The sequence below is a fragment of the Copranaerobaculum intestinale genome (assembly GCF_009831105.1).
Lineage (GTDB): Bacteria > Bacillota_I > Bacilli_A > Erysipelotrichales > Erysipelotrichaceae > Copranaerobaculum > Copranaerobaculum intestinale.
The window spans coordinates 187341-213097 of record NZ_WUUQ01000001.1; the positions used below are offsets into that span (position 1 = coordinate 187341).

Annotated in this window: 27 protein-coding genes; 5 read left to right on the plus strand and 22 right to left on the minus strand. The window is 43.0% G+C overall.

The features are described from left to right. Positions 1-86: 86 nt before the first annotated feature. Genes GSF08_RS00915 through GSF08_RS00945 form a run of 7 tightly spaced genes read right to left on the minus strand, consistent with a single transcriptional unit; the run spans position 87 to position 8044 of the window. A complete protein-coding gene (locus tag GSF08_RS00915) occupies positions 87-2063 on the minus strand; it encodes a BglG family transcription antiterminator (RefSeq protein ID WP_160623997.1) in 1977 nt (658 codons plus the stop codon). A gap of 52 nt (positions 2064-2115) precedes the next feature. Next, positions 2116-3270, minus strand: coding sequence for a sodium ion-translocating decarboxylase subunit beta (locus tag GSF08_RS00920; RefSeq protein ID WP_160623998.1), 1155 nt, complete (start codon positions 3268-3270; stop codon positions 2116-2118). Positions 3271-3286: 16 nt separating this feature from the next. Next, positions 3287-3655, minus strand: coding sequence for a biotin/lipoyl-containing protein (locus GSF08_RS00925; protein ID WP_249805787.1), 369 nt, complete (start codon positions 3653-3655; stop codon positions 3287-3289). Positions 3656-3672: 17 nt separating this feature from the next. Then, complete coding sequence (locus tag GSF08_RS00930) at positions 3673-4011, minus strand: OadG family protein (protein WP_160623999.1); 339 nt, start codon at positions 4009-4011, stop codon at positions 3673-3675. 17 nt (positions 4012-4028) lie between these two features. Beyond that, the gene (locus GSF08_RS00935; protein WP_160624000.1) at positions 4029-5267 is read right to left on the minus strand and encodes an SLC13 family permease; all 1239 of its coding nucleotides are present in this window, start codon (positions 5265-5267) and stop codon (positions 4029-4031) included. 24 nt (positions 5268-5291) lie between these two features. Then, on the minus strand, positions 5292-6833 hold the full coding sequence (locus tag GSF08_RS00940) for an acyl-CoA carboxylase subunit beta (RefSeq protein WP_249805789.1): 1542 nt from the start codon (positions 6831-6833) through the stop codon (positions 5292-5294). 23 nt (positions 6834-6856) lie between these two features. Further along, positions 6857-8044: a CaiB/BaiF CoA transferase family protein gene (locus GSF08_RS00945; RefSeq protein ID WP_160624001.1), complete on the minus strand. Its 1188-nt coding sequence runs from the start codon at positions 8042-8044 to the stop codon at positions 6857-6859. A gap of 369 nt (positions 8045-8413) precedes the next feature. On the opposite strand from GSF08_RS00945, the gene GSF08_RS00950 reads away from it, so the two are divergent. The 3 genes from GSF08_RS00950 to GSF08_RS00960 all read left to right on the plus strand — a co-directional run bounded on the left by GSF08_RS00950 (position 8414) and on the right by GSF08_RS00960 (position 10358). Beyond that, positions 8414-9373 carry a biotin--[acetyl-CoA-carboxylase] ligase gene (locus GSF08_RS00950; RefSeq protein ID WP_160624002.1) on the plus strand — a complete coding sequence of 320 codons (960 nt, stop codon included), beginning with the start codon at positions 8414-8416 and terminating at the stop codon, positions 9371-9373. Further along, complete coding sequence (locus GSF08_RS00955) at positions 9370-9897, plus strand: biotin transporter BioY (RefSeq protein WP_160624003.1); 528 nt, start codon at positions 9370-9372, stop codon at positions 9895-9897. Before GSF08_RS00950 ends, GSF08_RS00955 begins: the two co-directional genes overlap by 4 nt. A gap of 95 nt (positions 9898-9992) precedes the next feature. Next, positions 9993-10358 (plus strand): acyl-CoA thioesterase, encoded by a 366-nt coding sequence (locus GSF08_RS00960; RefSeq protein WP_160624004.1) that lies wholly within the window; start codon positions 9993-9995, stop codon positions 10356-10358. Positions 10359-10501: 143 nt separating this feature from the next. Here the strand turns inward: GSF08_RS00960 and GSF08_RS00965 are convergent, their stop codons facing one another. The 5 genes from GSF08_RS00965 to GSF08_RS00985 form a co-directional block, all read right to left on the minus strand. Continuing rightward, on the minus strand, positions 10502-11725 hold the full coding sequence (locus GSF08_RS00965; protein ID WP_160624005.1) for a serine hydroxymethyltransferase: 1224 nt from the start codon (positions 11723-11725) through the stop codon (positions 10502-10504). Next, complete coding sequence (locus GSF08_RS00970) at positions 11722-12081, minus strand: transporter (RefSeq protein WP_249805791.1); 360 nt, start codon at positions 12079-12081, stop codon at positions 11722-11724. The genes GSF08_RS00965 and GSF08_RS00970 overlap by 4 nt, the downstream gene beginning before the upstream one ends. A 31-nt stretch (positions 12082-12112) precedes the next feature. Then, positions 12113-12556 (minus strand): ribose 5-phosphate isomerase B, encoded by a 444-nt coding sequence (gene rpiB, locus GSF08_RS00975; protein ID WP_160624007.1) that lies wholly within the window; start codon positions 12554-12556, stop codon positions 12113-12115. After that, entirely contained in the window at positions 12553-13173 is a 621-nt protein-coding gene (locus tag GSF08_RS00980) for an L-threonylcarbamoyladenylate synthase (protein WP_160624008.1), read from the minus strand. Before GSF08_RS00980 ends, rpiB begins: the two co-directional genes overlap by 4 nt. A gap of 104 nt (positions 13174-13277) precedes the next feature. Next, the gene (locus GSF08_RS00985) at positions 13278-13658 is read right to left on the minus strand and encodes a multidrug transporter (protein WP_160624009.1); all 381 of its coding nucleotides are present in this window, start codon (positions 13656-13658) and stop codon (positions 13278-13280) included. Positions 13659-13796: 138 nt separating this feature from the next. Here GSF08_RS00985 and GSF08_RS00990 point away from each other — a divergent pair, with 138 nt between their 5' ends. Then, positions 13797-15164, plus strand: a complete 1368-nt coding sequence (locus GSF08_RS00990) for an NAD(P)/FAD-dependent oxidoreductase (protein WP_160624010.1) — start codon at positions 13797-13799, stop codon at positions 15162-15164. A gap of 90 nt (positions 15165-15254) precedes the next feature. Here GSF08_RS00990 and GSF08_RS00995 read toward each other — a convergent pair whose 3' ends face one another. Together GSF08_RS00995 and GSF08_RS01000 are read right to left on the minus strand one after the other, a co-directional pair. Continuing rightward, the gene (locus tag GSF08_RS00995; RefSeq protein WP_160624011.1) at positions 15255-16676 is read right to left on the minus strand and encodes a helix-turn-helix domain-containing protein; all 1422 of its coding nucleotides are present in this window, start codon (positions 16674-16676) and stop codon (positions 15255-15257) included. A gap of 278 nt (positions 16677-16954) precedes the next feature. Beyond that, positions 16955-17545, minus strand: a complete 591-nt coding sequence (locus GSF08_RS01000) for a DUF6434 domain-containing protein (protein ID WP_160624012.1) — start codon at positions 17543-17545, stop codon at positions 16955-16957. Between the two features lie 154 nt (positions 17546-17699). Between GSF08_RS01000 and GSF08_RS01005 the strand changes: the two genes are divergently transcribed. Then, the gene (locus tag GSF08_RS01005) at positions 17700-18227 is read left to right on the plus strand and encodes a DUF5662 family protein (protein ID WP_160624013.1); all 528 of its coding nucleotides are present in this window, start codon (positions 17700-17702) and stop codon (positions 18225-18227) included. Between the two features lie 250 nt (positions 18228-18477). On the opposite strand, the gene GSF08_RS01010 is transcribed toward GSF08_RS01005, so the two are convergent. From GSF08_RS01010 to GSF08_RS01045, 8 genes are all read right to left on the minus strand, one after another. Then, positions 18478-19365, minus strand: a complete 888-nt coding sequence (locus GSF08_RS01010) for a ParB/RepB/Spo0J family partition protein (protein WP_160624014.1) — start codon at positions 19363-19365, stop codon at positions 18478-18480. Between the two features lie 5 nt (positions 19366-19370). Beyond that, on the minus strand, positions 19371-20147 hold the full coding sequence (locus tag GSF08_RS01015; protein WP_160624015.1) for a ParA family protein: 777 nt from the start codon (positions 20145-20147) through the stop codon (positions 19371-19373). 15 nt (positions 20148-20162) lie between these two features. Beyond that, complete coding sequence (gene noc, locus GSF08_RS01020) at positions 20163-20927, minus strand: nucleoid occlusion protein (RefSeq protein WP_160624016.1); 765 nt, start codon at positions 20925-20927, stop codon at positions 20163-20165. Beyond that, positions 20924-21646 carry a 16S rRNA (guanine(527)-N(7))-methyltransferase RsmG gene (gene rsmG, locus GSF08_RS01025; protein ID WP_160624017.1) on the minus strand — a complete coding sequence of 241 codons (723 nt, stop codon included), beginning with the start codon at positions 21644-21646 and terminating at the stop codon, positions 20924-20926. The genes noc and rsmG overlap by 4 nt, the downstream gene beginning before the upstream one ends. A 233-nt stretch (positions 21647-21879) precedes the next feature. After that, positions 21880-22341, minus strand: coding sequence for a DUF1307 domain-containing protein (locus GSF08_RS01030; RefSeq protein ID WP_160624018.1), 462 nt, complete (start codon positions 22339-22341; stop codon positions 21880-21882). 482 nt (positions 22342-22823) lie between these two features. Then, positions 22824-23693, minus strand: coding sequence for a S24/S26 family peptidase (locus GSF08_RS01035; protein WP_160624019.1), 870 nt, complete (start codon positions 23691-23693; stop codon positions 22824-22826). Positions 23694-23948: 255 nt separating this feature from the next. Continuing rightward, positions 23949-24269, minus strand: coding sequence for a hypothetical protein (locus GSF08_RS01040; protein ID WP_160624020.1), 321 nt, complete (start codon positions 24267-24269; stop codon positions 23949-23951). A 126-nt stretch (positions 24270-24395) separates the two neighbouring features. Continuing rightward, complete coding sequence (locus GSF08_RS01045) at positions 24396-25313, minus strand: LysR family transcriptional regulator (RefSeq protein WP_160624021.1); 918 nt, start codon at positions 25311-25313, stop codon at positions 24396-24398. Between the last annotated feature and the right edge of the window lie 444 nt (positions 25314-25757).

Consider the following 25757-nt stretch of genomic DNA (forward strand, 5'->3'; position numbering starts at 1 on the left):
AAATGTTTATGACGGTTTGCCGCATGGATTGATAAATTTTTCAAATGAGCATTTGAAAAGCCACAAAGTGGCTTTCTATATAATTATTAGAGTGATTTCAGGGAGTCTTCCAGACATACCATAAAATTCTCATACGTTGGTACTTCCAGCACACTTAGCATTGCTTTATTGTCATTCAGAAACTTCGCAAACGGTTCCTGAAACAGCAGAATGTCCTCTTTTTCTTCGCTGCCGATACTCAGCATGATGAAGCATTGTACCGATTCACGGAACCAGATCATCGGTTTATCCAGAAAGAATACTGCTGCGAAGGATCTGTCCTGAAAGTTCTCCGAGGTTTTGAAGAATGCAATATTATTGCTGTTCTCTAACGGCGTCATGCGATCGCGCATTCGAATATCCGCTTCCAGCTGTTCCATTCCCGATAGCTTTTGGGCGATGCACTGCGACAACTCATGAATGATCTCGTTTTTGGTGCCGCTGATCGATAGTTGAAAGAACAGATCCTTGCGAAAGATCGCGCGATAGCGTTCCAGCATGTACGGCTTATTCTGATAAATATAGCGTACCTTCTGATAATCGCTCTCCTGTAGATAAAAATCAAAGTGAATCAGTTTCGTATGCGGCAAATGAAACCCGGAAAACGGAAGATCGGTCAGGATATAGTCATAGGTATGATCCTCGATCAGTTCCTGCTGATATTCCTCAAAGGTATCAATACTGCGGGCAAAGCGCGGAAACTGCTTAAACACCGTTTCGGCAATCGCCAGAGCGACATCACGTCCAACCGTTGCAATGACTGCGATTCGATTGTCTCTGCTGTAAGTCTTGTCAATTCGCGATAGTGCAGCCATAAACAGGTAAGCCATGTACATCACTTCGCAGCGATTGATTGGAAAACCAGTATAATTTTGGATATAGTCACAGCACAGAACCGCGTATTCCACCGCAATCGGACATTTCTTGTTGACCAGATCACCGGAGATATAGTCAATAATTAAATTATACTCAAAACGAACTTTCATAGAAACAAAATGGAAGTCGAGCTGTTCCTTTAAATGTTGATCATACAGCAGCTCCTGTGTGCCGGTTTTTTCATAGATGTAATGAAGCGCCTCATCAATCAGCATCATACCTTCATCAAGGCGCTTCTTTACGTGTACTTCCTGATACGAGAGGATGTTTCTAAAGCCAAGCATAATGATCGCTATGAAGGTGATATCTTCCGGATGTACTTCAAAATGAAGTTTTTTGGACAGTATTTCCAGAATTTCTTTTGCTGCCCCGTAAGAGAAGGTATGGAAGGTTTTAAAACTTTCCTCACCGGTAAATGATACCACCTGTGCATAGCGGCGGCGGCTCAGCATAAGGATGATCGCAAGAATGACTTTTTTGGATCCCTGATGTGAAATAATATAATTGTGTTCACGCTTCAGGTAATTCATCATCGTTTCACGAATGATCTTATAGGATGCTTCATCGATCCAAAAGAGATCATGATATTCCTTAACCTCATAAATCGTTCCCCGCATTGCCTGATAATACATATATTCATTAATTAAACAGATTCGTTTGTTTCGTTCCTTGCCGGTAACGATAAGGCCGTGATTTGGTGTCTGTTCCAGAAGCAGATCATAGTCTACAAAAATCTGGCGGATGGTTTTTAAAGTTGAGGTAATAATGGTTCGGCTTGAATAGATTTCATCGCACAGATCACTGATTTTGATATGCTCATTGGCCGACAGCAGCCGCTGCATCAGATAATGCATGCGGTAATCGTTATTAGTATACGGATAAATACTCTGATAGGCGTTATGAAAATCAGCGATAAATCGTTTGAATTTATCGCTGTCTTCCCGGTGCAGATAAAAGCCGATACCGCTCTTCGCTTCAATATCGATACCATAGTCCCGATACAGAAACGTTGTCATGTGTTCGATATCCTTTCGGATCGTTTTACCGGCTGCACCTACCAGGACAGAGAGCTGATCGGAATTGATAAATTCATCATTTTCGATCAGCTGCGTGAGGATGGCATACTGTCTTGTTGTAAGTCGTTTCATGCATATCACAACCTTTTATTCATTCTAAACTATCCTATTTCAATAGTAAATATTAACCGAAGAACATCAGCAGTGCTCCGGCCGCAACCGCCGATCCGATAACACCGGCAACGTTTGGCCCCATTGCGTGCATCAGCAGGAAGTTGCTCGGATTGTATTTCTGTCCTTCTTTCTGAACGACACGGGCAGCCATCGGTACGGCAGATACACCGGCAGCACCGATCAGCGGATTGATCTTGCCATGGGTTAGCTTGCACATAACCTTGCCTAACAATACACCGGCAGCCGTTCCGATAGAAAATGCAAGCAGACCCAAAATGATGATAGAAATCGTCTGCGTATTCAGAAAGTGAATGGCATCGGCTTTCGCGCCAACGGTAATGCCCAATAAAATAGATACGATATACATCAGCGATTTGGTCACTGTTTCAACCAAATTCGGAACAACACCAGATTCCTTGATCAGATTGCCCAGCATCAGCATACCGATTAATGCGGCGGCCGATGGTAATAAAAGAATAACCAGTAAAGTTGTTGCGATCGGGAAAATGATGCGCTCCGTCTTAGAAACTTGACGCAGCTGAACCATTTTGATCTCTCGCTCTTTTTTCGTTGTCAGCAGTTTCATGATCGGCGGCTGGATAATCGGCACCAGCGCCATATAAGAGTAAGCGGCAATCGCGATCGGACCCAGCAGATCCGATGCCAAACGAGAGGTCAGGTACAATGCAGTAGGACCATCTGCTCCACCGATAATACCGATAGAAGCTGCCTGCGGACCGGTAAAGCCTAACAGGATCGCTCCGACAAAGGTGAAGAAGATACCAAACTGTGCCGCCGCACCGAGCAATAAGCTGCGGGGATTGGCAATCAGCGGTCCAAAGTCCGTTGATGCGCCGATACACAGGAATATCAACGGCGGATAAATACCTAGATCCGTTCCGATATATAAAAGCTTCAATAATCCTCCCTCTTCCATTAAGCCGGCCATCGGAAGATTTACTAACAGCATTCCGAATGCGATCGGAATCAACAAATATGGTTCATAGCCCTTCCAAATAGCCAGATACAGAAACAGACAGGCAATACAAATCATAATGAGATAGCCCGGTAATTGCAGCTCTAAACCAAACAGGTTCAGATCGAACATATCGAAGATATGATAGAAACCGGTACTCTCCCAGAAACTAGATAAGATTTCTAACATGGTTTACCTCCTTTCCCTATTCCAGGGTAATTAGCAGGTCACCATTTGCCACTGTGTCACCTTTGTTTACATGAACACCTTTTACCGTGGCATCAACCGGGGCAACAATTTCATTTTCCATTTTCATTGCCTCAAGAATGCACAGCGTATCGCCGGCTTTTACCGAATCCCCAGCTTTCACATCAACGGACAGGATCGTTCCCGGCATCGGTGCATTGACCGCTCCCGCTTGCCCGCTTGGCTTCGGTGCGGCTGATTTTGCCTTTGGGGCAGCTTTCGGGGCTGCCGCAGCAGCTGGGGCAGCGCTGCTTTCAACACCGCCCAGCTCCTCTACTTCTACTTCATATAAAGAGCCATTTACTGTAATGTTGTATTTTTTAATCATTGTTTTCGTTTCTCCTTCTATCTCATTAAATCCCGTAATGCGGCTTGTTCCCATGGTGATTTTGCGCGGTCTGCGCGGCGGGCGCTGCGGACGATGAAGCTGTCCAAAGATTTCCCACTAGTTGCCGCTACCGCAGCAGCCAGCACCGCGATCAATTCCGTATCATCTGTATCCGGTACGCTTGCTTCAGCCGGTACCGCGGAAACAGGTTCCGCGGCCGGTTTTTTCTTTCGATTTACCATCATGGCTACCAGATCGATAAAATAAGAGATGATGATCAGTGCTGAAAATACCAGAAGCATACTGAATATGGTAATGGTGAACGCATCACCCATGGATATTTGATTACCGTACATTTGTTACCTCCTTCGTATTAGATGAACCAACCATAGACTCCGATCAAGCCAAGTGCAAATGCTACAGCGAGCGATACACCGGCACAGATCAGCTGCTGGCCAAATAATTTATTTTTATCGGTTTCCGCATTGGCTGAGGATAAGCCAAGTGCACCGATGGTGGATAATGGAGAAATGGTAACAACGTGCGCACCGATGATAACACCGCTCGCCAGAATCAGCGGAGCCATACCGCCAAGACCGGAGGCGATATTGGTAACGGTCGGAATCAGAGTCGGCATAACGACGCCGGATGCACTGGATACTGCTGAAAGCAAACCGGCCATAACTGCCATAACGGAACCGGCTGTCTGCTCACTCATAATGTTAGACAACAAATCAGATAACAGAGTAATGCCGCCGGCTGTGTCAATTACCTTGATCAGTACGGTAACGCCGCCGACCAACAGCAGTGTTCCCCAAGGAATGCCCGCGATAACCGGCTTCTGATCAGCAGCCTTGCACAGCAGCAGAACGCCGCCGCCCAGCATTGCACATAAACCGATATCGTATTTTAAGAACATCGCCGCGATGATAACACAGACGATGACAAACAACGTAAGATACTGCTTAGTATTCAGCGCTTCAATTTTCTCTTCATCAGAGGTACCCATATTTTTGATACCCCATCCTTTGAAAATCGTAAACAGAACTAAGAACTGTGCAACGGCAACCGTTGCCATGGTCAAAATAACCGGCAGATAATTGGTCATGCCCGCTTCTGCGCATAGGTTGTTCGCAATAATACCAGATGGTCCAAACGGTGTCATACCACCGGCCAGACCTCCGGTTGTAACGGAAATAATCATAAGGATATCAGAGATACCCTGACGTTTACCAACACTTGTGGCAATCGGGAAGATCAATGCCGGAGCAACGATCGGTCCTGCACCAACTGCAGATAATACACCGGTAATGATAAAGAAGATAAACGGCAGCAGCTTGCTTTTTCCCTTAGCCAGCTGAACGATTTTTAAAGCAATCGTTTCCAGCGTACCGTTGACCTTTGCGATACTGAACAAAAACGTCATCGCTAACAGTGTAACGAAGGTTGATGTAGGGAAACCTCCCACGATTTCCTTTGCATTTAAACCTACAATAAATTGTCCCATAATGAAGGCCATGCCAATACCGAGAATACCGGTATTGACATTAAAGAAATAACCAATGGCAATCGTAGCGACAAGGGAAAGTAGGGTTATGAGTGCTATATTCATAAATTTTTTCCTCTTTTCTTTTTTTTACAAAGGTATGTTCCCGTGTTTTTTTGATACCGTGCTCACACGTTTGCCGGAAAGCATATCAAATGCATTAATGATATATTGACGAGTTTTGCTCGGAACAATAACATCATCGATGTAGCCTAAACTTCCTGCTACATACGGATTTGCGACCGTATCTTCATATTCTTTGATCTTTTCAACTCGTAAGGCAGCCGGATCATCCGCAGCCTTGATTTCTTTTCTAAATACAATATTCGCCGCGCCGCTGGCGCCCATAACCGCGATCTGAGCACTAGGCCAAGCATAAACCAGATCCCCGCCAAGCGCTTTACAGCACATTGCGATGTAGGAGCCGCCGAAACCCTTACGCGTGATTACGGTAATCTTAGGCACGGTAGCCTCTCCATATGCGTACAGCATCTTTGCCCCATGGCGTATGATACCGCCGTATTCCTGGGCACTGCCCGGCAGGAAGCCAGGTACATCCTGCAGAGTCAGCAAGGGAATATTGAAGGCATCGCAGGTACGGATGAATCGTGCCCCCTTATCGGATGCATCGATATCAAGAGAACCGCCCATCATATTCGGCTGATTGGCAATTACTCCGACGCTCTTACCATCTAAACGCATATAACCGCATATTAAATTGCGGGCAAACAGCGGCTGATATTCCATAAACGTACCGTTGTCACTTAAAGACTCAATAACTTTTTTCATATCATACGCTTTGTTTGCCTGTTCTGGTATGATCGTATCCAGCTCCGGACACAAACGATTTACATCATCATCGCAGGCAACCTCGGGAGTCGTTTCCATGTTATTCTGCGGAAGATAGGAAAGCAGCTCACGAATGCAGTCAAAGCATTCCTCTTCATTATCAGACATATAGTGAGCAACACCGCTTACCTCATTATGTGTTCTGGCTCCGCCTAGCGTTTCCTGTTCAATTTCCTCGCCGGTTACAGTTTTAATAACATCCGGTCCAGTGATAAACATTCTTCCCACATTATTGACCATCAGAATAAAGTCGGTTAAAGCCGGAGAATACGTTGCCCCGCCGGCACATGGTCCCAGAATAACGGAAATCTGCGGAATTACACCGCTTGCGGAAATATTTCTGGCGAAGATTTCGCCATATCCCTGAAGAGCCGCGATCCCTTCCTGTACCCGGGCACCGCCGGAGTCGTTCATACCAATCAGCGGAACGCCGGCTTTGATCGCCAGATCCTGTATCTTGGTAATTTTTTTCGCGTGCATTTCGCCCAGTGATCCACCCAGCACCGTGAAATCCTGTGCGTACACACATACACGGCGTCCGTTGATCAGACCGAAACCGCAGACTACACCATCAGCCGGGGTTTTTTTAGAGGCCATGCCGAAATCAGTACAGCGGTGCGTTACAAAGGCATCAATTTCTTCAAAGCTGCCTTCATCCAGAAGCATTGCGATACGCTCACGCGCTGTCAGCTTGCCGCTGGCATGCTGCTTCTCAATGGCCTTTTCTCCGCCCCCCAGGGCAATGACCTTCTTACGTTCTTTTAAATCGTCTATTTTATTCATATAAATTCTTCCTCTTTCATTTATTAAAGAATTCCTTTTGCTTTTACAGCTTCGATTTCCTCATCGCTAAGTTGCAGGTAATTCTTTAAGATGTCATCGGTATTCTCGCCAAGCAGAGGTGCTGCTTCACGATAACCACCTTTGGTTTCAGACATTTTAATCGGTGTATTAGCCATCTTGAACGGTCCGACCCCTTCGTGATTTGCTTCGACGATCATGTCGCGAGCAAGAACCTGTTCATTGCTGACAACTTTATCGACAGTATTGACATAGGTAACCGGAACATTCGCTGCAACCAATGACTCATACCATTCATCACTGGTTTTAGACAGGAATATTTCATCCATGATCGGCTTCAGCTGATCATAGTTCTTTGTACGCAGCGGATTTGCGACAAAGCGCTCATCCTCGATCAGTTCTTCATGACCGGCGGCAGTACAGAATTTTTTCCATAAGCCATTGTTGCCGATCGCGACCATAACCTTGACGCCGTCCTTACAAGTGAAATCTTCAAATGGCGTAATGGATGCGTGACGGTTACCTCTTGGCTGCGGAATTTCACCATTTACACAATAGCGGGCAATCGCATTTTCCAAAATCGCAACCTGGCAGTCCAGCATCGCAACATCAACTTTTTGTCCCTTACCGGTCTTTTCTTTGTGATACAGCGCCATCATGACCCCGATTGCTGAGAACAGTCCGGCGGTGATATCCCCGATGGATGCGCCGACACGCGTATACTGGCCTTCTCCCGGCCCAGTAATGCTCATGATACCGCCCATTGCCTGAACGACTGCGTCATAAGCCGGACGCTTGGAATACGGTCCGGTATGACCGAAGCCCGAGCATGCGGCATAGATCAGTTCCGGATTGATTTTCTTTAAATCCTCATAACCCATGCCCAATTTTTCCATGGTTCCCGGTTTGAAGTTTTCAACCACTACATCTGCTTTTTCAATCAACTGTTTGACCAATGCGATACCTTCCGGATTCTTCGTATCCACGGTAATGCTTTTCTTATTGCGGTTGATACTCATGTAATAGGCGGACTCCCCATTTACATAAGGTCCGTATGCCCTTGAATCATCCCCTGTTTTCGGCATTTCTACTTTGATGACTTCTGCTCCGAAATCGGCAAGGATCATCGTACAGTACGGTCCCGACAATACACGAGTAAGATCGACGACTTTAATACCTTCTAATGGCAACATTTCAGTTTCCTCCTTCTGCAACCCATTATGCTCAGCAGTTTTCTGTAAAATTCACAGTCCCTGCTCATACCCTCATTATAAATAGGGTCGAAACGCATCTAAACATTGAAAAAAACCTTTAAAAACTGAAGATTTAATACCTTTTATAGTTCTATATCAGGTATAAAAAGTAATTTTTTCTGCTTAACAGTTCCACAAAAACAGACTTTTTCCTTAATATAAGGTAATTAAAATACAACATCTAATGGAAATATTCGGAAACAGTGATTTAATAACGGATTTTAACAAAATTGTCCGTAAACCAAATCCAATTTTGAAGTTTACATAAAAGTATGAATTTTCTAAGATTAAGACAGGAGGTGATCCAGCATGAAATCAGAATTATTGAAATTATTGATTCAGCATCAGGGAACGGTCGTCAGCGGTGAGGCAATCGCCCGATCTTTGCATATAACCAGAGCCGCGGTGTGGAAAAGTATCCGGGTGCTAATTGAGGAAGGCTATGATATCCAGCGGTTTCCGGGAAAAGGGTATGCCTTGAGCTTAACCGATGATTTGCTCAGTGAAGCTGCGATACAAAAGCATCTTCCGATCGATCATGACTTTCATATTGATATCCGCAAAACGGTAACATCTACCAATGACGCCGCGAAAGAGCTCGCCTTTCATAATGCTCCCGAACGTACCGTGGTGATCAGTGAACATCAAAGCAAAGGCAAGGGACGAAAAGGGAAACAGTTTTATTCTCCGAAGCAGGCAGGTCTTTATATGAGCCTAGTACTAAGACCTGCGTGCTCCATTCATGAATCGCTTTTAATTACAGCAGCCGCAGCGGTGGCAGTCCGCCGTGCTATAAAAGATGTCTGCGGCATTGATGCCGATATAAAATGGGTCAATGATGTGATGATCGATAATCATAAAATTTGCGGCATTCTTTGTGAAGGAAATCTGGAAACCGACGCTGCCCGCTTTGAATGGGCAGTACTGGGAATCGGTATCAATTGCTGGGAAGAAACATTCCCGCAGGATCTGGAACCCATAGCCGCAGCACTGCACACCTATACTGACCAACCGTTTACCAGAGCAGCCCTGGCCGCTTCGGTTCTGACACATTTTGATGCATGTTATCGGCATTTGGATCAGCGTGAGTATCTTGATGAATATCGGCAGGCTTCCATATTGATGAACAAGCGGATCATTATCTATGAAGGGAATCATATTATGGAAGGAACTGCGGTCGGGATAGACGAACAAGCAAATCTTTTGGTACAGATGAAAAATCGCACCCAAAAAGTTTTCAGCGGGGAAGTGAGCGTGAGAGCCCAATGAATACAAAAAAAATGACCCTATCAGCCATTTTTACTGCTTTGATCTGTGTTGGTGCCTTTTTACGGATTCCAGTACCGATCGTGCCCTTCACCCTCCAATTTTTATTTGTCGTATTATCCGGCATGCTGTTAGATTGGAAATATGGGATGCTGAGTGTGCTTGTATATATCGCGCTTGGGCTGGCTGGACTGCCGGTATTCACCAGCGGCGGCGGATTAGGCTATGTACTGCATCCAACCTTTGGTTTTCTGTTAGGATTTCTTCCCGCGGCAGCTATCAGCGGTTACATTACCCGACATATTCATCATCGTTTATCACCGCTAATTGGCGGAATAGTCGCCATCCTTTGTATGTATCTGATCGCTTTGCCTTATTTGTATTTTATTCTCACCTATGTCATGGATATTGCAATTACTATTCCCGCTTTATTCACTTCCTACTGCTTTATCTTTCTGCCCGGTGATACTGTCAGCGTCTGCTTGAGCACTTTCCTGTATCGCCGCTTATCACACATTATTAAATAATGATGTCAAATCGAAATGAAAGCATCAAAAAAGGAAGAAATTTGATCGTACGATTTTGAAAAAAGCGATACAATAGTGACAAAGGAGAATAAATGATGAAACATATAGTAGAACGATTTGTAAAATCAACCGATCTGAATGATCATGGAACGCTGTTTGCCGGACAAGGCTCCAGTTGGATGGTGGAGGCGGGCTTTCTCTCTGCCGGTGCCGCAGTACAGGGCAACCATCAGATTGTTTGCCGATGTATTCAAAATCTGGAGTTTCTGCTGCCGATTCCGCTGGGAGCCCTTATTCATATGGAAAGTGAAATAACCGCAGTCGGTACAACCAGCATTCAGGTGCACTGTGAAGCCTGCGGTGTGCTGGATCCGAATCAAATTTATATCCGTTCCGATATTATCTTTGTCACAACTGATAAAGAAGGAAACAAAGTACCGCACGGATTAACCGCACAATAAAACCTACCGAAGCGCATTGATCCATTTTTAAACAAAAAAGCAGAAGCTTCAGCAAAACAGCTGATAAACTTCTGCTTTTATCATATAACGTTCACATGTACCTATATCGTGTAAGATATTGCTTACCCTATTGAATAAATGTATTAGCGCTCGATTGGAAATTGACCTGTTAATGCGCGAACTTCCTTGCGTATATTTTCAATGTATGCCATATCATCAGGATGACTGAGTACCTCATGAATCCAATCTGCCACCTGTGTGAATTCCTTTTCTTTGAATCCCCGGGTAGTCATCGCCGGTGTACCCAAACGGATGCCGCTGGTGACAAATGGTTTTTCCTGATCAAAAGGAATGGTATTTTTATTACAGGTAATCCCTGCCAGATCAAGCAGCTTTTCTGCCTGCTTTCCGCTCATGCCAATACTGCCTTTTACATCAACCAGCATCATATGATTATCCGTACCGCCGCTGACAATACGATAACCGTGTTCCTGCATACGCGCAGCCAAAGTCTTCGCATTTGTAAGGATCTGCTTCTGATAATCCAAGAATCCAGGCTCCATTGCTTCATGGAAGCAAACCGCCTTCGCCGCAATGATATGCATCAGCGGTCCACCCTGCATTCCCGGGAATACTTTCTTATCTAGCAGAGCTGCGTACTTTTCCTTGCAGAGAATGATGCCCCCGCGCGGACCTCTCAGCGTCTTATGCGTGGTGCTGGTGACAAAATCTGCATATGGCACCGGGCTGGGATGCAGTCCTGCTGCCACCAAGCCGGCAATATGGGCCATATCCATCATAAAATAGGCACCTACTTCATCCGCAATCTCACGGAATTTTTTAAAATCAATGAACCGAGGATAGGCACTGGCTCCCGCGATGATCAGTTTTGGCTTTTCCTGCAGGGCAACCCGACGGGCCTCCTCATAATCGATCGTCTCATCATCCCGGCGTACACCATAAGCACAAAAATCATAGATCGTCCCACTGAAATTCAGAGGATGCCCATGAGTCAGATGACCTCCTGCGCTTAGATCCATACCCATGACTTTATCGCCTGGCTGCAAGACCGCCATATAAACACCCATGTTTGCCTGTGATCCGGAATGCGGCTGTACGTTGGCATGTTCAGCATGGAAAATTTCTTTTACCCGTTCCCTTGCCAGCACTTCCACTTCATCAATGTATTCACAGCCGCCGTAATAACGCTTTGCCGGATAGCCTTCCGCATATTTATTGGTCAGAATACTACCTGCGGCTTCTAAAACATCGTGAGATACATAGTTTTCTGAAGCGATCAATTCAATATTATAAAGCTGCCGATCGTGTTCCTTTTCGATCATCTGCGCAATTTGAGTATCGTTCATTCCTTTTCCTCCTTGTTTGTTTTATCAAACAGATATTTTCTTATAAAAAAGATCAAAGCGATCGAGATCATTCCAAACAGGATCTCTAAGCTGCCTGAATGAGACATTACCACATAGCGGGCAACGACAAACAAAAGTACTTCCATCACTGATTCCGGTGTGTGCAGAATCAGCATCTTCACAAATTCAACCCCTATGACAATCATCAAACAGGCATTCATAACCAAATCTAAAGAGAAAGAACCTTTCAGTGTCAGCTGAAGGGTATCCTTGATTGTAAATAACAAAGCTGTCACAATCGCAATCACCAGCAGCACAGCTACCACTAGCTCAATGATGCGCATGATTTTAATCATGAACGTCCGGCAGTTTTGTTCCATAACGTATCTATTCCTTTTCCAGAGCTGCGACTTTCGCAATTCTTCGGACATGGCGCTCACCGTTTGAGAATGGTGTATCCAGCCATATTTTCGCAATATCTTTCATCAGCTCTTCACCGATAATGCGCTGCCCCATCGCTAATACGTTCGCATCATTATGTTCTCTGGTCAGCCGTGCAGAGGTTGTTTCACTGCACAGCGCACAGCGAACCCCTTTTATTTTATTGGCTGAAATACTGACTCCAATGCCGGTACCGCACATGACAATTCCGCGATCATATTCACCGCTGGCTACCGCTTTACCTACTGCAGCCGCAAAATCTGAATAATCACAGCTTTCCTGCGTAAAGGTTCCGAAGTCCTTTACTTCATGTCCCCAGCTTTTCAGTTCCTTCATTAAAATTTGTTTGTATTCAAATGCTCCGTGATCACAACCTATCGCTACTTTCATCCTTCTGCTCCTTCCCAGATCTTTCTGATTTCCGCTTCTGTTATCAAACCGCTGCGGATAATTTGTAAGCTCCCGTCACTGACATCGACAATTGTGCTTGCCTGTGTTGCTTTGCTTTTTCCCATCACGATACCATCGATTCTGCCATCTAACTGATCCAGCACTTCATGATCAGTGACAGCACTGGGATAATCGGATAAATTGGCACTGGTAACTAATAGCGGCACTTCACATGCGCGAATCAAGCCTAATACAAAATCATCATCCGGCATGCGGATTCCGATGGTAGGAAACCCATTGGTTACATATGCCGGCAGATCTTCCCGCTTTTTTAAGATAATTGTAAAAGCGCCCGGCATAAATGCCTGAATCAATGCTTTTGCCTTAGGCTCTACATAAGCAATTTTTTCAATTTGTCCGACATCTGCCACCATTGTCGGAATCGGTTTTGCTTCCGGACGGCCCTTTGCTTCTTTCAGCCGCATCAACGCATTTTCATTATAATAAACGACTCCCAGACCATATACTGTATCGGTAGGAAAGGCAATCACTTCTCCCTCTTTCAGAAGCTCTGCTACTACCGCTTGATCTTCTTTCTGATATCGGATCGTATCCATACCATCACCTCTTTCTAACTGGCATCATTGTATCACAGATAGGTACAGATAATCATCCGCGACAAACAAAAAAAGGAATATTTTCATCATATTCCTTCTTATGATTATTGAAACAGTTCCACAATGAAGCTCTTTGGTTTTACATTTTCCATACAAACGGATTCCCGTTTTAATTTTCCTTTTACAGTACTGCCTTCTCCATCTCCCTCTGTAATTATAAGCGTTTGTCTTTTCCAGCGCGCACTCACATCGGGAATCGCTTCAAACTTTTCCAGATTGTTCATGACAATCGTCGCATAGGAATCTTTATCTAATCCCTTGGTCAGATAATCAAATATCTGCTGTACGTCATCCTTGATCTCATAGGTAGATGATGTTGACGAATCGTAATAGATACGATAGCTTACCGATTCACTTCCCTTACAGGAAACCTGGGTAGTTACTGCCAAAAACCAGATACCTATGATCAGCCAATACTTCTTCATACTTCACCTCGTTATCAGCATTATGGGCAGCAATCACTTTTCTAAACGCGCAGGAATCATTTTCATAAAAGTTTTCAGGACAAACAGATGATTAATTTTGAGGTTTATGTTAAAATTCATGAGGAAATGAGGGATAGTATGAAGTATGATTTAATCATTATCGGAGCTGGACCAGGCGGAATCTTTTCTGCTTATGAGGCATTGCAGCTTCGCCCTGATTTAAAAATCGGTATTTTTGAGGCCGGAAATGCCTTGGAGAAAAGACACTGTCCGATCGACGGTAAAAAGGTTAAGTCTTGTGTAAGCTGCCCATCCTGTGCCATCATGAATGGATTTGGAGGAGCCGGTGCTTTCTCCGACGGCAAATACAATATTACCAATCAGTTCGGCGGTACACTATATGAGCATGTGGGACGTGATCAGGCAATTGCGCTGATGCAATACGTCGATACTCTGAATTTGAAATTCGGCGGTAAAGGAACCAAGCTGTATTCCACATCCAACACGCACTTAAAAAAGAAATGTTTGCAGAATGACCTGCATCTGCTTGATGCACAGGTTCGTCATTTGGGCACAGACATTAACTATGTGGTGCTGGAAAATTTGTACGCATTACTTTCTGAGCACGTGGATTTCCACTTTCTTTCTCCGGTGGATTCGGTGAAGAAATTGGATGAGGGTTATGAAATTACCTCCAAAGGAGAAACGTATTCCGGTACTAGCTGTATTATTTCGACCGGCCGCAGCGGCAGTAAGTGGATGGGCGAAATCTGTGATTCTCTAGGCATCAAAACCTCCAGCAATCGCGTGGATATCGGTGTCCGAGTTGAGCTTCCGGCAGAGGTATTCGCAGATTTGACTGATGAATTATATGAAAGTAAAATCGTATATCGGACCAATAAATTTCAGGATTTGGTTCGTACATTTTGTATGAATCCCCGCGGTGTCGTGGTATCTGAAAATACCAACGGTATCATTACCGTGAACGGCCACAGTTATGATGATCCGGCACGTTATACGGAAAATACAAACTTTGCCTTATTGGTAAGCAATCATTTTTCAGAACCGTTCAAGGACAGTAATGGCTATGGTGAATCCATTGCCCGCTTATCTAATATGCTTGGCGGAGGGGTCATCGTACAACGCTTCGGTGATTTGATCCGCGGTCAGCGAAGTACACCAAACCGTGTAGCAGAAAGCTTTGTGACGCCTACTCTGAGCGCTACTCCTGGTGATTTAAGCCTGGTTATTCCTAAGCGTCAGTTGGACGGAATTATCGAAATGATTTATGCGCTTGATAAGGTTGCGCCCGGTACCGCAAATGATTCAACCCTCTTATACGGTGTTGAAGTGAAGTTTTACAACCTGGAAGTAGAGGTAGATGAGAATTTGGAAACCATTCATAAAGGATTGTATGTGATCGGAGATTGTTCCGGTGTTACACATTCGCTGTCTCATGCCAGCGCCTCCGGCGTCTATGCAGCGCGTCATCTTTATTCCAAATAAAAAAGCAAAATGATGTCGTCGGACATCATTTTTTCTTATTGTATATACGCAGTGCTTCATGCGATCTATTTTGTGCTGAATGATTAACTTTCAGCTTATCATCGGATAACTCGATACAAAGGAAATCACATCTTCATAACGCGCTCCTACCGCTTTGACATACTCAGCTAAAGTATATCGGAAATCCTTATCCAGAAGCGCATGCCGATCTTTCTCAAAGAAATAGCCGCCTTGAAATTCTATAACCTTATCAAAAGCTATTTTCTCCTTCATAAACAATTCTGCTAGATGACTGATGAAATTTTTGAGATCCGGACATAATGTCATCGCTCGTTTTAAGTAGTCATCCATATAAAATAGATTTGTCCCAACTTGTACAGCACAGCTGCGGTAGGTATCCAACGCTCCCTCCAGCATCGCTTCATCTTGAAACAACTCATCGCACCGCAGTGAATCCGCCCATGCCTGAAATGCCTTTCCTCCCAAGATAATTTCATCTGTAGATTCCAATTTTTTTATCTCAATTAAATTTTTCAGCGATTTTCTAATACTTTCCGCAATGCTTGGATTTGCTTTTTTAGGGCCGATAAAAATCAAAGCTTCTGATTGATGAAGATCGTTTTTCACTTGAAAATAGTTACTTGAGAACACATGATCGAAAATCTCATCATCCTGCGTCTCTCCGGTAAATTGTGACCATCCGATTAAAATATCACCGTCTTGAGCATAACCGCTAATGATCGAACAAACCGGCGGACCGACTATTCCAAAGGTAAGGACCGGAATACCGCGATCGATTGAATCCATAATACGTTTGGTAAATTCCTTCTTATGGGTGATGATTTCCTCATGCGCATGATAGGAATACGCATATCCGCAGGCATCAAAGGCTCTGCGTATCGGTATCTGTGAATCCTTGCAGACATTGGAATACGAATCATTATAACGCCATTTCGGCTCCAGCCATGTCATATTGAAAAGATCACCAGTCACTCCGGCAAAAAACGAAAAATCATAACCTTCATCTTCATTCAGAGAAGCCATCAAAGAACGCATACAGCTGGGAAACATATAGTTCTCTGTTTTCGTATCATATAGTTTCTCTACATTGGGTATGAGTCTACGAGACATAATTGTTCCTCCTTCGATATTAATTTGAATTCGTAATGGAGAAAAGTACCGCATTCTGCTTGCCGATTTGCGGACAGCCGAGGGTGTCATATCGTGAAAACGCACAAAGGCTTTGGTAAAGCTCTCCGGAGTTTCATATCCATATTTTGAGGCGATATCAATTATTCTCATAGAGCCCCGGGCAATTTCTTCCGCCGCCAGAGATAATCTACGGCTGCGGACGTATTCACCAAATGTAATACCGGTGATAATCCGAAAAATCTTCTGGAAGTATGCTGAGGATGTATAAACCTGCTTAGCAACCTCATCCGCATTAATATCCTCCAACAAATGATCCTCGATGTAATTGATCGCACCTTGAATAACCTCGATCCATTCCATACTATCACTCCTTTTTATCCATTATATCGTGGTATCGGCAATTCTTCCTGTTTTATTATGACCATATTTGTCCAGTAAATGTATTTATTAAAACCCGTCAAATATAAGAAAAGGCAGATGCTCTTCGATCTGCCAAATTTAATAAGTCGATTCCAGATAATAGATCCGCTTCACGCAACGATTATATATACTGAATCATTTCATCGTTTTGATACAGTAAATGCTTTTTACCAAAATGATCATCGTGATATCAATCATAACAGCTTTATATTCAATCATTAGTTTTCATCCTGCTTCTTCAAAACATCCAAGTCAGCTTCCTCATAATGATTGCTTCCAGGGAGTCCCTTCTTATACTTCCAACAGCGGATCGCCTGCTCTAGTGACAGCCCCTGGTTTGCCGCAAAGAAATCTCGGATATACGTATTGTATTCAAACTGACGATCAATAATGGTCTTTTGATGCTTGCTCTTGGTTTGAAGCTCATCATACGCAAGGATCGCATCTGCATAAGTTTTGCCGGCGTTTGCTTTCAGCCATTTTTGAAACGCCAAATAAAAATGAAATTTAGGGCCAATTTCTGTTTCAAAAAATGCCCGATGTATTTGTGAACATCGAATATTCTTCTCAATTTTAGTATCTCTGGTGATATTTTCGATTAACTTACCTGCTGGTGATTTTCTGACAGGGCTCGTCAGCTTTTCTCCGGTTTCCAGATAATGTGCGATTCGTTTCGTTATTTCAGATTTACTCCCGGTTGTCATTAAACCTTCTTTCCGACAAAAGCCCTTTAATTCCTCCAACAGATAATAGTACTGAAGAAATTGTTCTTTGCTTAATCCCGTATGTAATTCCGGTCTAGTTTCCATATCTTTCTCCCTATATATATCAGCTTTCCACTGCATTTATTCAGATTACTTTATTATAACATGATATTTTATAAACCCTTCATGGGAGTATGACCTTTCATTGTTTTCCGCAAAATCGTATGATAAAATAGGGAGAAATGAAAGGTGATGAAGAATGCGGAAATTTTGGGGCCATTTACAAACAATAACCCGACATAAATGGAAAGTGACGATGCTCTGTTTCCGCTGCGGATTATACAAACAGGGTTTGCTACACGATCTGTCAAAATACAGCCCGGTTGAATTCTGGTCAGGGGTAAGATATTTTCAAGGAAACCGAAGTCCTATTGATCGAGAAAAAGAGGTAAAGGGATATTCACTGGGATGGCTTCATCACAAGGGCAGAAATAAACATCACTGGGAATACTGGCTCGATAATGCATATGATGGTATTAAACCGCTGGAAATGCCGATCCCCTATGTTGTAGAAATGTTCTGTGACCGGATTGCGGCTACCCAAATATATTTAAAGCAGGCCTGCACAGATGCCAGTGCCTATGAATATTTAATGAACGGTAAAAGCCATGTGGTCATGCATGAAAATACGATGGCTCTGATTGAAGAGCTTTTGCTGCGGGTGAAGGAGAATGGATTAGATGTTACCATACAGTTTATTCGCCGCAATGTCTTAAAAAATAAATAAAAGATTATAAAAGGTTGTCTGACAGCAGACAGCCTTTTTTAACAGGATATAAATTTGTTACCTAAAGTTCAATACAAAAAATTCCTCAATATATATTCACGAAGCATATGCATTTTTACTTATCGCAAATTCTTGATTGACGTGAATTTGAATCAGCGATATTGAAATTCATAACTATTTGGAAGCGGTAAAGCCGGCGTTCTTTAAAACTTTGTCAGAATGATAAAAAAGAAAAGCGCTGCATATGCGCCTATTCCTCTTCTAAGCAATCCAAGATTTCTAATATGCGATTTAGATCACTGACTCCGCGGTAACGAATACTGATCTGTTTTTCATCAATATGTACCTGTGTCTGAAATTTATCCTGCAGCCGCAGCCGTACCGGACGAAGATTTACATCCTCAGTCTTTGCTTCCTTTACTTCAGCAGCGGGGGCATTAACCTTTTTTACCAATGCCTCTACTGCCCGAACCGAAAGCTTTTCATGAATAGCCTTTTTAGCTACTGCTTCCATTTGCTTTTCATCCTTTAAAGCCAACAGCGCACGTACGTGACCCATGCTTAATTCTTTTTCAATAACAAATTGCTGTACCTTTTTCGGCAGCTTCAGCAGCCGCAGCATGTTGGCTACATGTTCACGCGATTTACCAATGCGGGATGCAAGCTCTTCCTGGGTATAAGATAATTTGCGAATCAGCTTCTCATAAGCGGTTGCCTCTTCGATTGCGTTTAGGTCTTCACGCTGAATATTTTCAAGCAGGGCAATTTCCATCATCTGCTGATCATCAAATTCAACAATGATGGCCGGAATCGTTTCTAATCCGGCAAGACGACTTGCCCGTAAACGGCGTTCTCCGGTTACCAGCTCATATCCCTTTACCGCTTTTTTTACCAAAATCGGAGTAAATACACCATGCTGGCGAATAGATTCAGCGAGCTCATGAATCTTGTCATCATCAAAATCCTTACGGGGCTGATAGGGATTGGCTTTGATTTCATCTACAGAAATTTCAATTTTTCCGCTGCTGTTTGAAAGCTCGCTTTTGCCCTGCTGAATATCTTCCAGCACCGAATCAATATTCATGCCGAATATTTCACTGAGTCCCTGACCGAGACGGGCATCATTTTTCTTAGCCATTTACCTCACCCTCTTTTCTCATTCGTTTTTACGACTTCGTTTGCAAGTCCGGCATATGCTTTGGCGCCTTCACAGCGCACATCATATTCAAAAATAGACATACCGCGGGAAGGTGCTTCCGACAGCTTGATATTACGCGGTATATAGCTGCGGTATACTCGATCTTTGAAGTGCTTGCGGACTTCCTGCTGAACCTCTACGCTCAATTTGGTGCGCGCATCATACATCGTAAGCACAACACCTTCTATCATCAACTCTTTATTAAACAGCTGCTGAACCAGACGGATGGTCAAAAGCAGCTGCGTGACTCCCTCCAGGGCATAATACTCACACTGCACTGGAATCATCACTGAATCAGCTGCCGTCAGCGCGTTGGTATTCAACAAGCCCAAAGAAGGCGGACAGTCAATGATGATATAATCATATTCTTCTTTTACGGTATCTAATTTATTTTTCAGCAGCTGTTCCTTACCAGCTTCAAACTTCACCATTTGCAGATCCGCTCCGGATAATGAAATATTGGCCGGAATAATATCGAGCGGCGGAGTACTCAAGTGCTGAATCAGATCATGGGGATGATAATCCTCCATAATTAGATTATAAACACTCAGCTTGCTGTCTTTTGTTGTTGCACCTACCCCTTGTGTTGCATTGCCCTGCGGATCGAAATCCACCAGCAGCACCTTATTTCCCAGATAACCAAGTCCGGCCGCCAGATTGATTGCCGTTGTGGTTTTACCGACGCCTCCCTTCTGGTTGGAGACTGCTATGATTTTTCCCATTTCTTCACGTCCTATCTATTTCGGAAAACGAATGGTTATGATATATTCTTCATTCGTTTCATCTTCACTGACCTGCGGCTCCAAGCCGCTTCGCTTCACCATCATGACGGCCTGGTGAATCGTATTGATCGCTATTTTCACATTACGGGTAACGCCCTTTAGCAAGGGCTTTCCCGGATGTATTTTTTCATGTTTCTCTTCTTTGATCATTTTTTCAGTCTGCGCTACAGTCAGACCTTTTTTTATTATTTTATCAAGCACTTCCTGCTGCTTTTCACCCTCAACGCTCAACAGTGCCCGCGCATGACGTTCACTGATGATTTTTGATGATACAGCATTTTGAATATTTTCATCAAGATTCAGCAGCCGCAGCTTATTGGCAATAGAAGACTGAGATTTACCCATTTTCAGTGCCAGTTCAGCCTGTGTCAGATTTGCATATTTCATAATCTGCACATAAGCCTTCGCCTCCTCGATTGCGCTCAGGTTTTCCCTCTGTACATTTTCAACCAGCGCCATCTGTGCCATCTGAATTTCACTCGCATCCATAACGATACACGGCACTTCAGTCTGTCCGATCAGCTTCATCGCTCGATATCGCCGTTCCCCGGCAACGATTTCATAAGCATGATCCTTTTCTCTCACCGTTATCGGCTGTATCAGTCCATTCTCCCGAATCGACTGCGCGAGATCCATCAGTGCTTCATCGGCAAATTCAAGGCGCGGCTGGTAAGGATTTGGTTGAATCAAATCAATGGATATCAATTTTGTTTCTTTCATTTTGTTCCTCCCCTTAAAGGATGCTTCTTTATTGACGCAAATGGGCGCGGATATTGTTTTGGTGTAACATGTTCTTTATAAAATTCAAGATTGATTCGCTTTGAACCATCCTGCAAGGTATTTATATAGGTATGTGCAAGACGACAGCCTAATTTCTGAATGCCTGCTTCAGCCTCATAATATTCTTTCGTGCCGGCGCTTCCCTTCATTGCCAAAAATGTTCCCTTTAGCTTTACCAGCGGAATACACAATTCACTCAGCATAGCGAGGTTCGCTACCGCTCGGGCCGTCACAAAATCATAATACTCTCGCCGATCGGAAGCATGATCCTCAGCCCGTTCATTGATCAGTTCCACCGAAAGCCCCAGCTCCTGAGTCAGTGCAGTTAAAAAAGAAATTCGCTTGCCCAGCGGTTCTACAATCGTTACCGACAGCTGCGGGTATACGATTTTCAGCGGAATGCTTGGAAACCCCGCTCCCGCTCCGACATCACAAAGTTTTCCAGTGATCAAAGTATCAAAAGAAGGAAGAATCGAATCCAAGAAATGTTTTTCATAAATATCCGCTACATCCGTAATTGCGGTTAGATTCATTTTTTGATTCCATTCCTGCAGCAGCTGTGCATATTCCGCAAATTGCTTCAACTGCTGATCGCTCAGACAGACACCATGATTCTGCAGCTGTTCTTTGAAATTTTCCAGATAGTTTTCATTCCTCATGCGTGTCCCTCCGGTAACCAATATTATATCAAAATTCCAACATTAACGAAACCAGTAATGCGGTCAAATTCGTGGCCGAGTATTTACCTATCGATTTCATCATTCTGGTAAGAATTGTGCATGGTATTATGACAACTTATCTATTTTACCAAAAATTCTTCTTTCTTCCCAGTCCTTTTGATTCACGTAAGAAAAAACTGATTTCCCGGGAAATCAGTTTCAACAACATTTTATTACTCCTCGCAGGTAAAACCCTGTGCTTCTAAACCATCGCGTGTTTTCTCTAACCCAACCTTGAAATTGTCGCTTGCTTGGGATGCATTGTTTGTCATCGTATTATAATCCTTCGCAGAAATTTTCTCCAGATCCATCGTCATTTTTTCTACGATTTCTTTTTTGTCATCATACTTTTTTAATGAATATGTTACACCCTTCATTCCATCAGCTTTATCTGCATATCCAAGTGATTCCATAGAAGAAAATAGGATATCCAATGCGGATTCATTGTCGGTCTTAACTGTTCCGGTCTGAATCTGCTTTGTTACAACCTCTCCCTTATACTCCAGCTTCATGTCGATTTCAGTCGTAATCCCCGATTGTTCTTTTGACAGCTTGCAAGTCATTGTTTTTGTTTTATCTCCCCCGCATCCTCCTAACACCAAAGCTGCCATAGCTAAACATAATAATTTTTTCATATGAAATGATCCTCCTCTTTCGTACTTTTCATACTTTTATTATAGAGGATATTTCACATAATTGGGATAAGAAAAACAGTTTTACCTGATTATTGCGGTTGAAAATTTGAAATAAATTGTTTTTTTTGCCAATATCTATATTCTCTGATGAAATGTTTCTGTTTTCACATCGTGGGAGAATCTGCTCCACATCTCGGTTCTCTTTCAAATTCGGTGTGAAAACAATGGGCAGTCCGGTTTCATGCGCAGCGACAACATGACATGAGAATTACGCAGAACACTAAACAATCTATTGCTGAGAAGAGCTTTTCTCAGTAACTTTTTAATATATATCATGAACAGGTTTAAGCGTTTCACGTCAACTTAAATACAAAAAGCCCAATGCCCTGCACAATTTGATATTATAGGATGAATATCGTTCGCTCTAAAAGTAAGAAACGTGATTATTCAAACAAAAGAGCAGCGACACTGTCACTGCCCTGCTATTTCCATGACCGGCGGCAGGATAGAATTTCAAACTGGCACTTCTCGATTCGATCATCTCGTTCAATGGTACAGCTCCAGCGTTTTTCTTCATGGAGTCCCAAGCCTTCCGCTCCGACCATATACCATGGTACACTGTCGATGACATGACCCTCCTTATCCGTAAATTTAATTTTTACTTTCAGAAAGGTGATATTCTGCGTTGTCTGATTCACAACGATGCCGCGCATCTGCATACTGTGTTTCATAACCAGCATATCCGTATCTCGGATTATAATGCCCTGATTAGGATCATCGCTTTTATGACGATGCTGCTTTTCCTTAAAGACAACCTTATCTCCGTTATCCTCCGCTTTATCCAGCCGCATGCTGATGATTCGGTTTATGATCAGCATTACCAGTATGGCAAGAAGCGTCATGATGCCCCATGTGCTTTGCAGAAACCGAAAGACTTTTCCCATGAAAGGTACATGGCCTACATACGTTCCGATGATATCTTTCCGCTTGGTTTGATAATCATCATATTTATCGACACCCTCAGCCTGGGTGCGGTAAATGGTTTCCCCTTTCTGATTTTTTTCAGTTGTCCGGAAATAGTGCGTCAAGACAATGTCATTTCCGAATCGGTCGGCATGAAACGTAATAATTGAATTGGGTTTTATTTTTTCATCTTCAGGAACAAGTTTTGTCAGCACAAGGGAATCGGTGGGAATCGTAGGTTCCATACTTCCGGTCAGGATCGTATAAAACCGGTAACCGGCAAATTCAGATATTTCATCAGGCCAAAAATACATTCCCACAAAATAAATCAGAATGCTCGCAATTAATATAGTGGAGACCCACGACATGATTTTCTTAAACAGTTTCATACGTTACCTTTTCCTGTCTACTGTTATTTTAACGAATTCTGACCGGTTTTACTAGATGAAAAATACCGCCGCAGCGGTATTTTCAATTTAAGCTCCTGCTTTTGACAATGTGCCGGTTACTTCAACAGTTAAATCAGACCCAGCCAATGCTCTTGCCTCAGCTGTATCATTTGGTGTAATCTTCACTGTATAATCATTGTCTCCATCTACGATCTTACTGTCAACAGCACCGACTAATCCATTATCAGCACCTGTCTATTCATAGCTAACGGTAAAGTTATCAGTAACAACCGTATTGTCAGCTTTTTTAATAACTGTGGATAATGACAACGTATCTACCAAACTGGAACTCTTGACATTAAATTTAACCGTAGAAGAATATTCCGGTGCTGCTCCCAAGGTACGTGTACCGGCAGTGAAATCAGCAATCGGTGTAGAAACGATATCGACCGGATTGGCAACATTCAATTTCCCGGTTGCTGTTCCTGTTGTGTTATCCCATGCGGCAAATGATGCGGCTGAAGTGGCAACGATAGCGCCAGCTGTCAGTAATGATAATATAGTTTGATTTTTCATAAGATTCTCCTTCTTGCGAACTACATTCCCTTTCATATCGCGATTATTTCTATCTTTATTATATACGTTGCAAGAAAAAGTGAGTAATGCTTATATTATCATAGTCAGCTATGCAAAAAGCGCATATCAGGATACATGGTAATCTTTTTTGAATATTTTTAGAAATAATTCAGCTTCATCTGACAATAACTGCTTTTTTCGATAAATTATTACTAAATGCTTGTTGATGGTATTATGGATAAGCTTCAAGGTTTTCACATGACTTTTCATAAGCTCTGTCTTCTGCCAAGGATGTCCTAATATAAAGCAGTCGGTATGATTCAGCATATTCAATAGTGAATGATAATTACTCATGATGATTGTTCTGGGAAAGCTGGAAATTTGCACTCCATCAACATTCAGCGGATGACTTAAATTAGAATAGAAATCATCTGGGATATGCAGATAAGGATACGGCAAAAGCTGAGCCGCCGATACCTCATCCTGTACTGCCAAAGGATGCTTTTCACTGAGGTGAATGCTCAGTGGTCCTTCATCCAATACGTCTACATGAATATCCTTTATCTCCATGATCCGCTTGAATACTGTCAGCTGATGACTATTCAAGACCAAAATACCAAGCTCGCAGGCAGTTGACGATACATTTTCAACAACTTTTTCTGCGGTCGTTTCAATTAGCTGTATTTCTGACTGTGATGAATTCGCCTGTTCATAATATTTCAGTAATAAGTCATCTTTTATGAATAACGCAAAAACAGAAATCGCAAGCTTGCTGTAAGCAACCTCCTCATCTATATTTTTTAATTGTTCTAATAAATCAAATTGATTTAATAAAGAACGTGCATAATAATAAAGCTGTTCCCCGGTTTTCGTCGGCATAATTCCTCGATTGCCGCGAATCAGCAGCTCTTTCCCCATTTCTGTTTCTATCGCATGCATGACACGGCTCAAGTTCGGCTGGCTGACATACAGCGATGCCGCTGCTTTACTGATACTTCCGGACTCAATCACTTCGACAAAGTATTTTAGCTGCATTCTATCCATTTTCTCACCTCGTAAATGTTATTTGTTATATATAGGATACCATATTCAAATTCGCAGAACATTTAAAAAAGCGAGAATTTATGACAATTTCTCGCTTTTTATTGAATATTCACTTTTATCCTCATCAGATTTTCCAATATTTAGTTTCCAGCAGACATTTTTCCTACCTTGCCCGCCTCGCTATCCAATATCATCTGACTGAGTCACTGCATCATAATCCTTTCAAATTCAGCTTGTTTATCATTCCTCCGCATTCTTTGCGGTTTTCTTAATGAATGACTGCCTCCTTTTGCTCCATGTTGCGAAATTCATATTCTGTCAGTGGAAGCTCCTATGTTTTAGATACATAAGTGTTAAAATCACTTTTAACCTTTCCTGCTGCCTAGTACATCTTTCACCTGTACGTCCGCAGGCATCCAATTCCGATGCTCCTTCACCGTATTT

What these genes read in the sequence shown, in the direction of transcription:
- GSF08_RS00915 (WP_160623997.1), bottom strand. Translation starts at nt 2,063, where the DNA reads ATGAAACGACTTACAACAAGACAGTATGCCATCCTCACGCAGCTGATC.
- GSF08_RS00920 (WP_160623998.1), bottom strand. Translation starts at nt 3,270, where the DNA reads ATGTTAGAAATCTTATCTAGTTTCTGGGAGAGTACCGGTTTCTATCAT.
- GSF08_RS00925 (WP_249805787.1), bottom strand. Translation starts at nt 3,655, where the DNA reads ATGATTAAAAAATACAACATTACAGTAAATGGCTCTTTATATGAAGTA.
- GSF08_RS00930 (WP_160623999.1), bottom strand. Translation starts at nt 4,011, where the DNA reads ATGTACGGTAATCAAATATCCATGGGTGATGCGTTCACCATTACCATA.
- GSF08_RS00935 (WP_160624000.1), bottom strand. Translation starts at nt 5,267, where the DNA reads ATGAATATAGCACTCATAACCCTACTTTCCCTTGTCGCTACGATTGCC.
- GSF08_RS00940 (WP_249805789.1), bottom strand. Translation starts at nt 6,833, where the DNA reads ATGAATAAAATAGACGATTTAAAAGAACGTAAGAAGGTCATTGCCCTG.
- GSF08_RS00945 (WP_160624001.1), bottom strand. Translation starts at nt 8,044, where the DNA reads ATGTTGCCATTAGAAGGTATTAAAGTCGTCGATCTTACTCGTGTATTG.
- GSF08_RS00950 (WP_160624002.1), top strand. Translation starts at nt 8,414, where the DNA reads ATGAAATCAGAATTATTGAAATTATTGATTCAGCATCAGGGAACGGTC.
- GSF08_RS00955 (WP_160624003.1), top strand. Translation starts at nt 9,370, where the DNA reads ATGAATACAAAAAAAATGACCCTATCAGCCATTTTTACTGCTTTGATC.
- GSF08_RS00960 (WP_160624004.1), top strand. Translation starts at nt 9,993, where the DNA reads ATGAAACATATAGTAGAACGATTTGTAAAATCAACCGATCTGAATGAT.
- GSF08_RS00965 (WP_160624005.1), bottom strand. Translation starts at nt 11,725, where the DNA reads ATGAACGATACTCAAATTGCGCAGATGATCGAAAAGGAACACGATCGG.
- GSF08_RS00970 (WP_249805791.1), bottom strand. Translation starts at nt 12,081, where the DNA reads ATGATTAAAATCATGCGCATCATTGAGCTAGTGGTAGCTGTGCTGCTG.
- rpiB (WP_160624007.1), bottom strand. Translation starts at nt 12,556, where the DNA reads ATGAAAGTAGCGATAGGTTGTGATCACGGAGCATTTGAATACAAACAA.
- GSF08_RS00980 (WP_160624008.1), bottom strand. Translation starts at nt 13,173, where the DNA reads ATGGATACGATCCGATATCAGAAAGAAGATCAAGCGGTAGTAGCAGAG.
- GSF08_RS00985 (WP_160624009.1), bottom strand. Translation starts at nt 13,658, where the DNA reads ATGAAGAAGTATTGGCTGATCATAGGTATCTGGTTTTTGGCAGTAACT.
- GSF08_RS00990 (WP_160624010.1), top strand. Translation starts at nt 13,797, where the DNA reads ATGAAGTATGATTTAATCATTATCGGAGCTGGACCAGGCGGAATCTTT.
- GSF08_RS00995 (WP_160624011.1), bottom strand. Translation starts at nt 16,676, where the DNA reads ATGGAATGGATCGAGGTTATTCAAGGTGCGATCAATTACATCGAGGAT.
- GSF08_RS01000 (WP_160624012.1), bottom strand. Translation starts at nt 17,545, where the DNA reads ATGGAAACTAGACCGGAATTACATACGGGATTAAGCAAAGAACAATTT.
- GSF08_RS01005 (WP_160624013.1), top strand. Translation starts at nt 17,700, where the DNA reads ATGCGGAAATTTTGGGGCCATTTACAAACAATAACCCGACATAAATGG.
- GSF08_RS01010 (WP_160624014.1), bottom strand. Translation starts at nt 19,365, where the DNA reads ATGGCTAAGAAAAATGATGCCCGTCTCGGTCAGGGACTCAGTGAAATA.
- GSF08_RS01015 (WP_160624015.1), bottom strand. Translation starts at nt 20,147, where the DNA reads ATGGGAAAAATCATAGCAGTCTCCAACCAGAAGGGAGGCGTCGGTAAA.
- noc (WP_160624016.1), bottom strand. Translation starts at nt 20,927, where the DNA reads ATGAAAGAAACAAAATTGATATCCATTGATTTGATTCAACCAAATCCT.
- rsmG (WP_160624017.1), bottom strand. Translation starts at nt 21,646, where the DNA reads ATGAGGAATGAAAACTATCTGGAAAATTTCAAAGAACAGCTGCAGAAT.
- GSF08_RS01030 (WP_160624018.1), bottom strand. Translation starts at nt 22,341, where the DNA reads ATGAAAAAATTATTATGTTTAGCTATGGCAGCTTTGGTGTTAGGAGGA.
- GSF08_RS01035 (WP_160624019.1), bottom strand. Translation starts at nt 23,693, where the DNA reads ATGAAACTGTTTAAGAAAATCATGTCGTGGGTCTCCACTATATTAATT.
- GSF08_RS01040 (WP_160624020.1), bottom strand. Translation starts at nt 24,269, where the DNA reads ATGAAAAATCAAACTATATTATCATTACTGACAGCTGGCGCTATCGTT.
- GSF08_RS01045 (WP_160624021.1), bottom strand. Translation starts at nt 25,313, where the DNA reads ATGGATAGAATGCAGCTAAAATACTTTGTCGAAGTGATTGAGTCCGGA.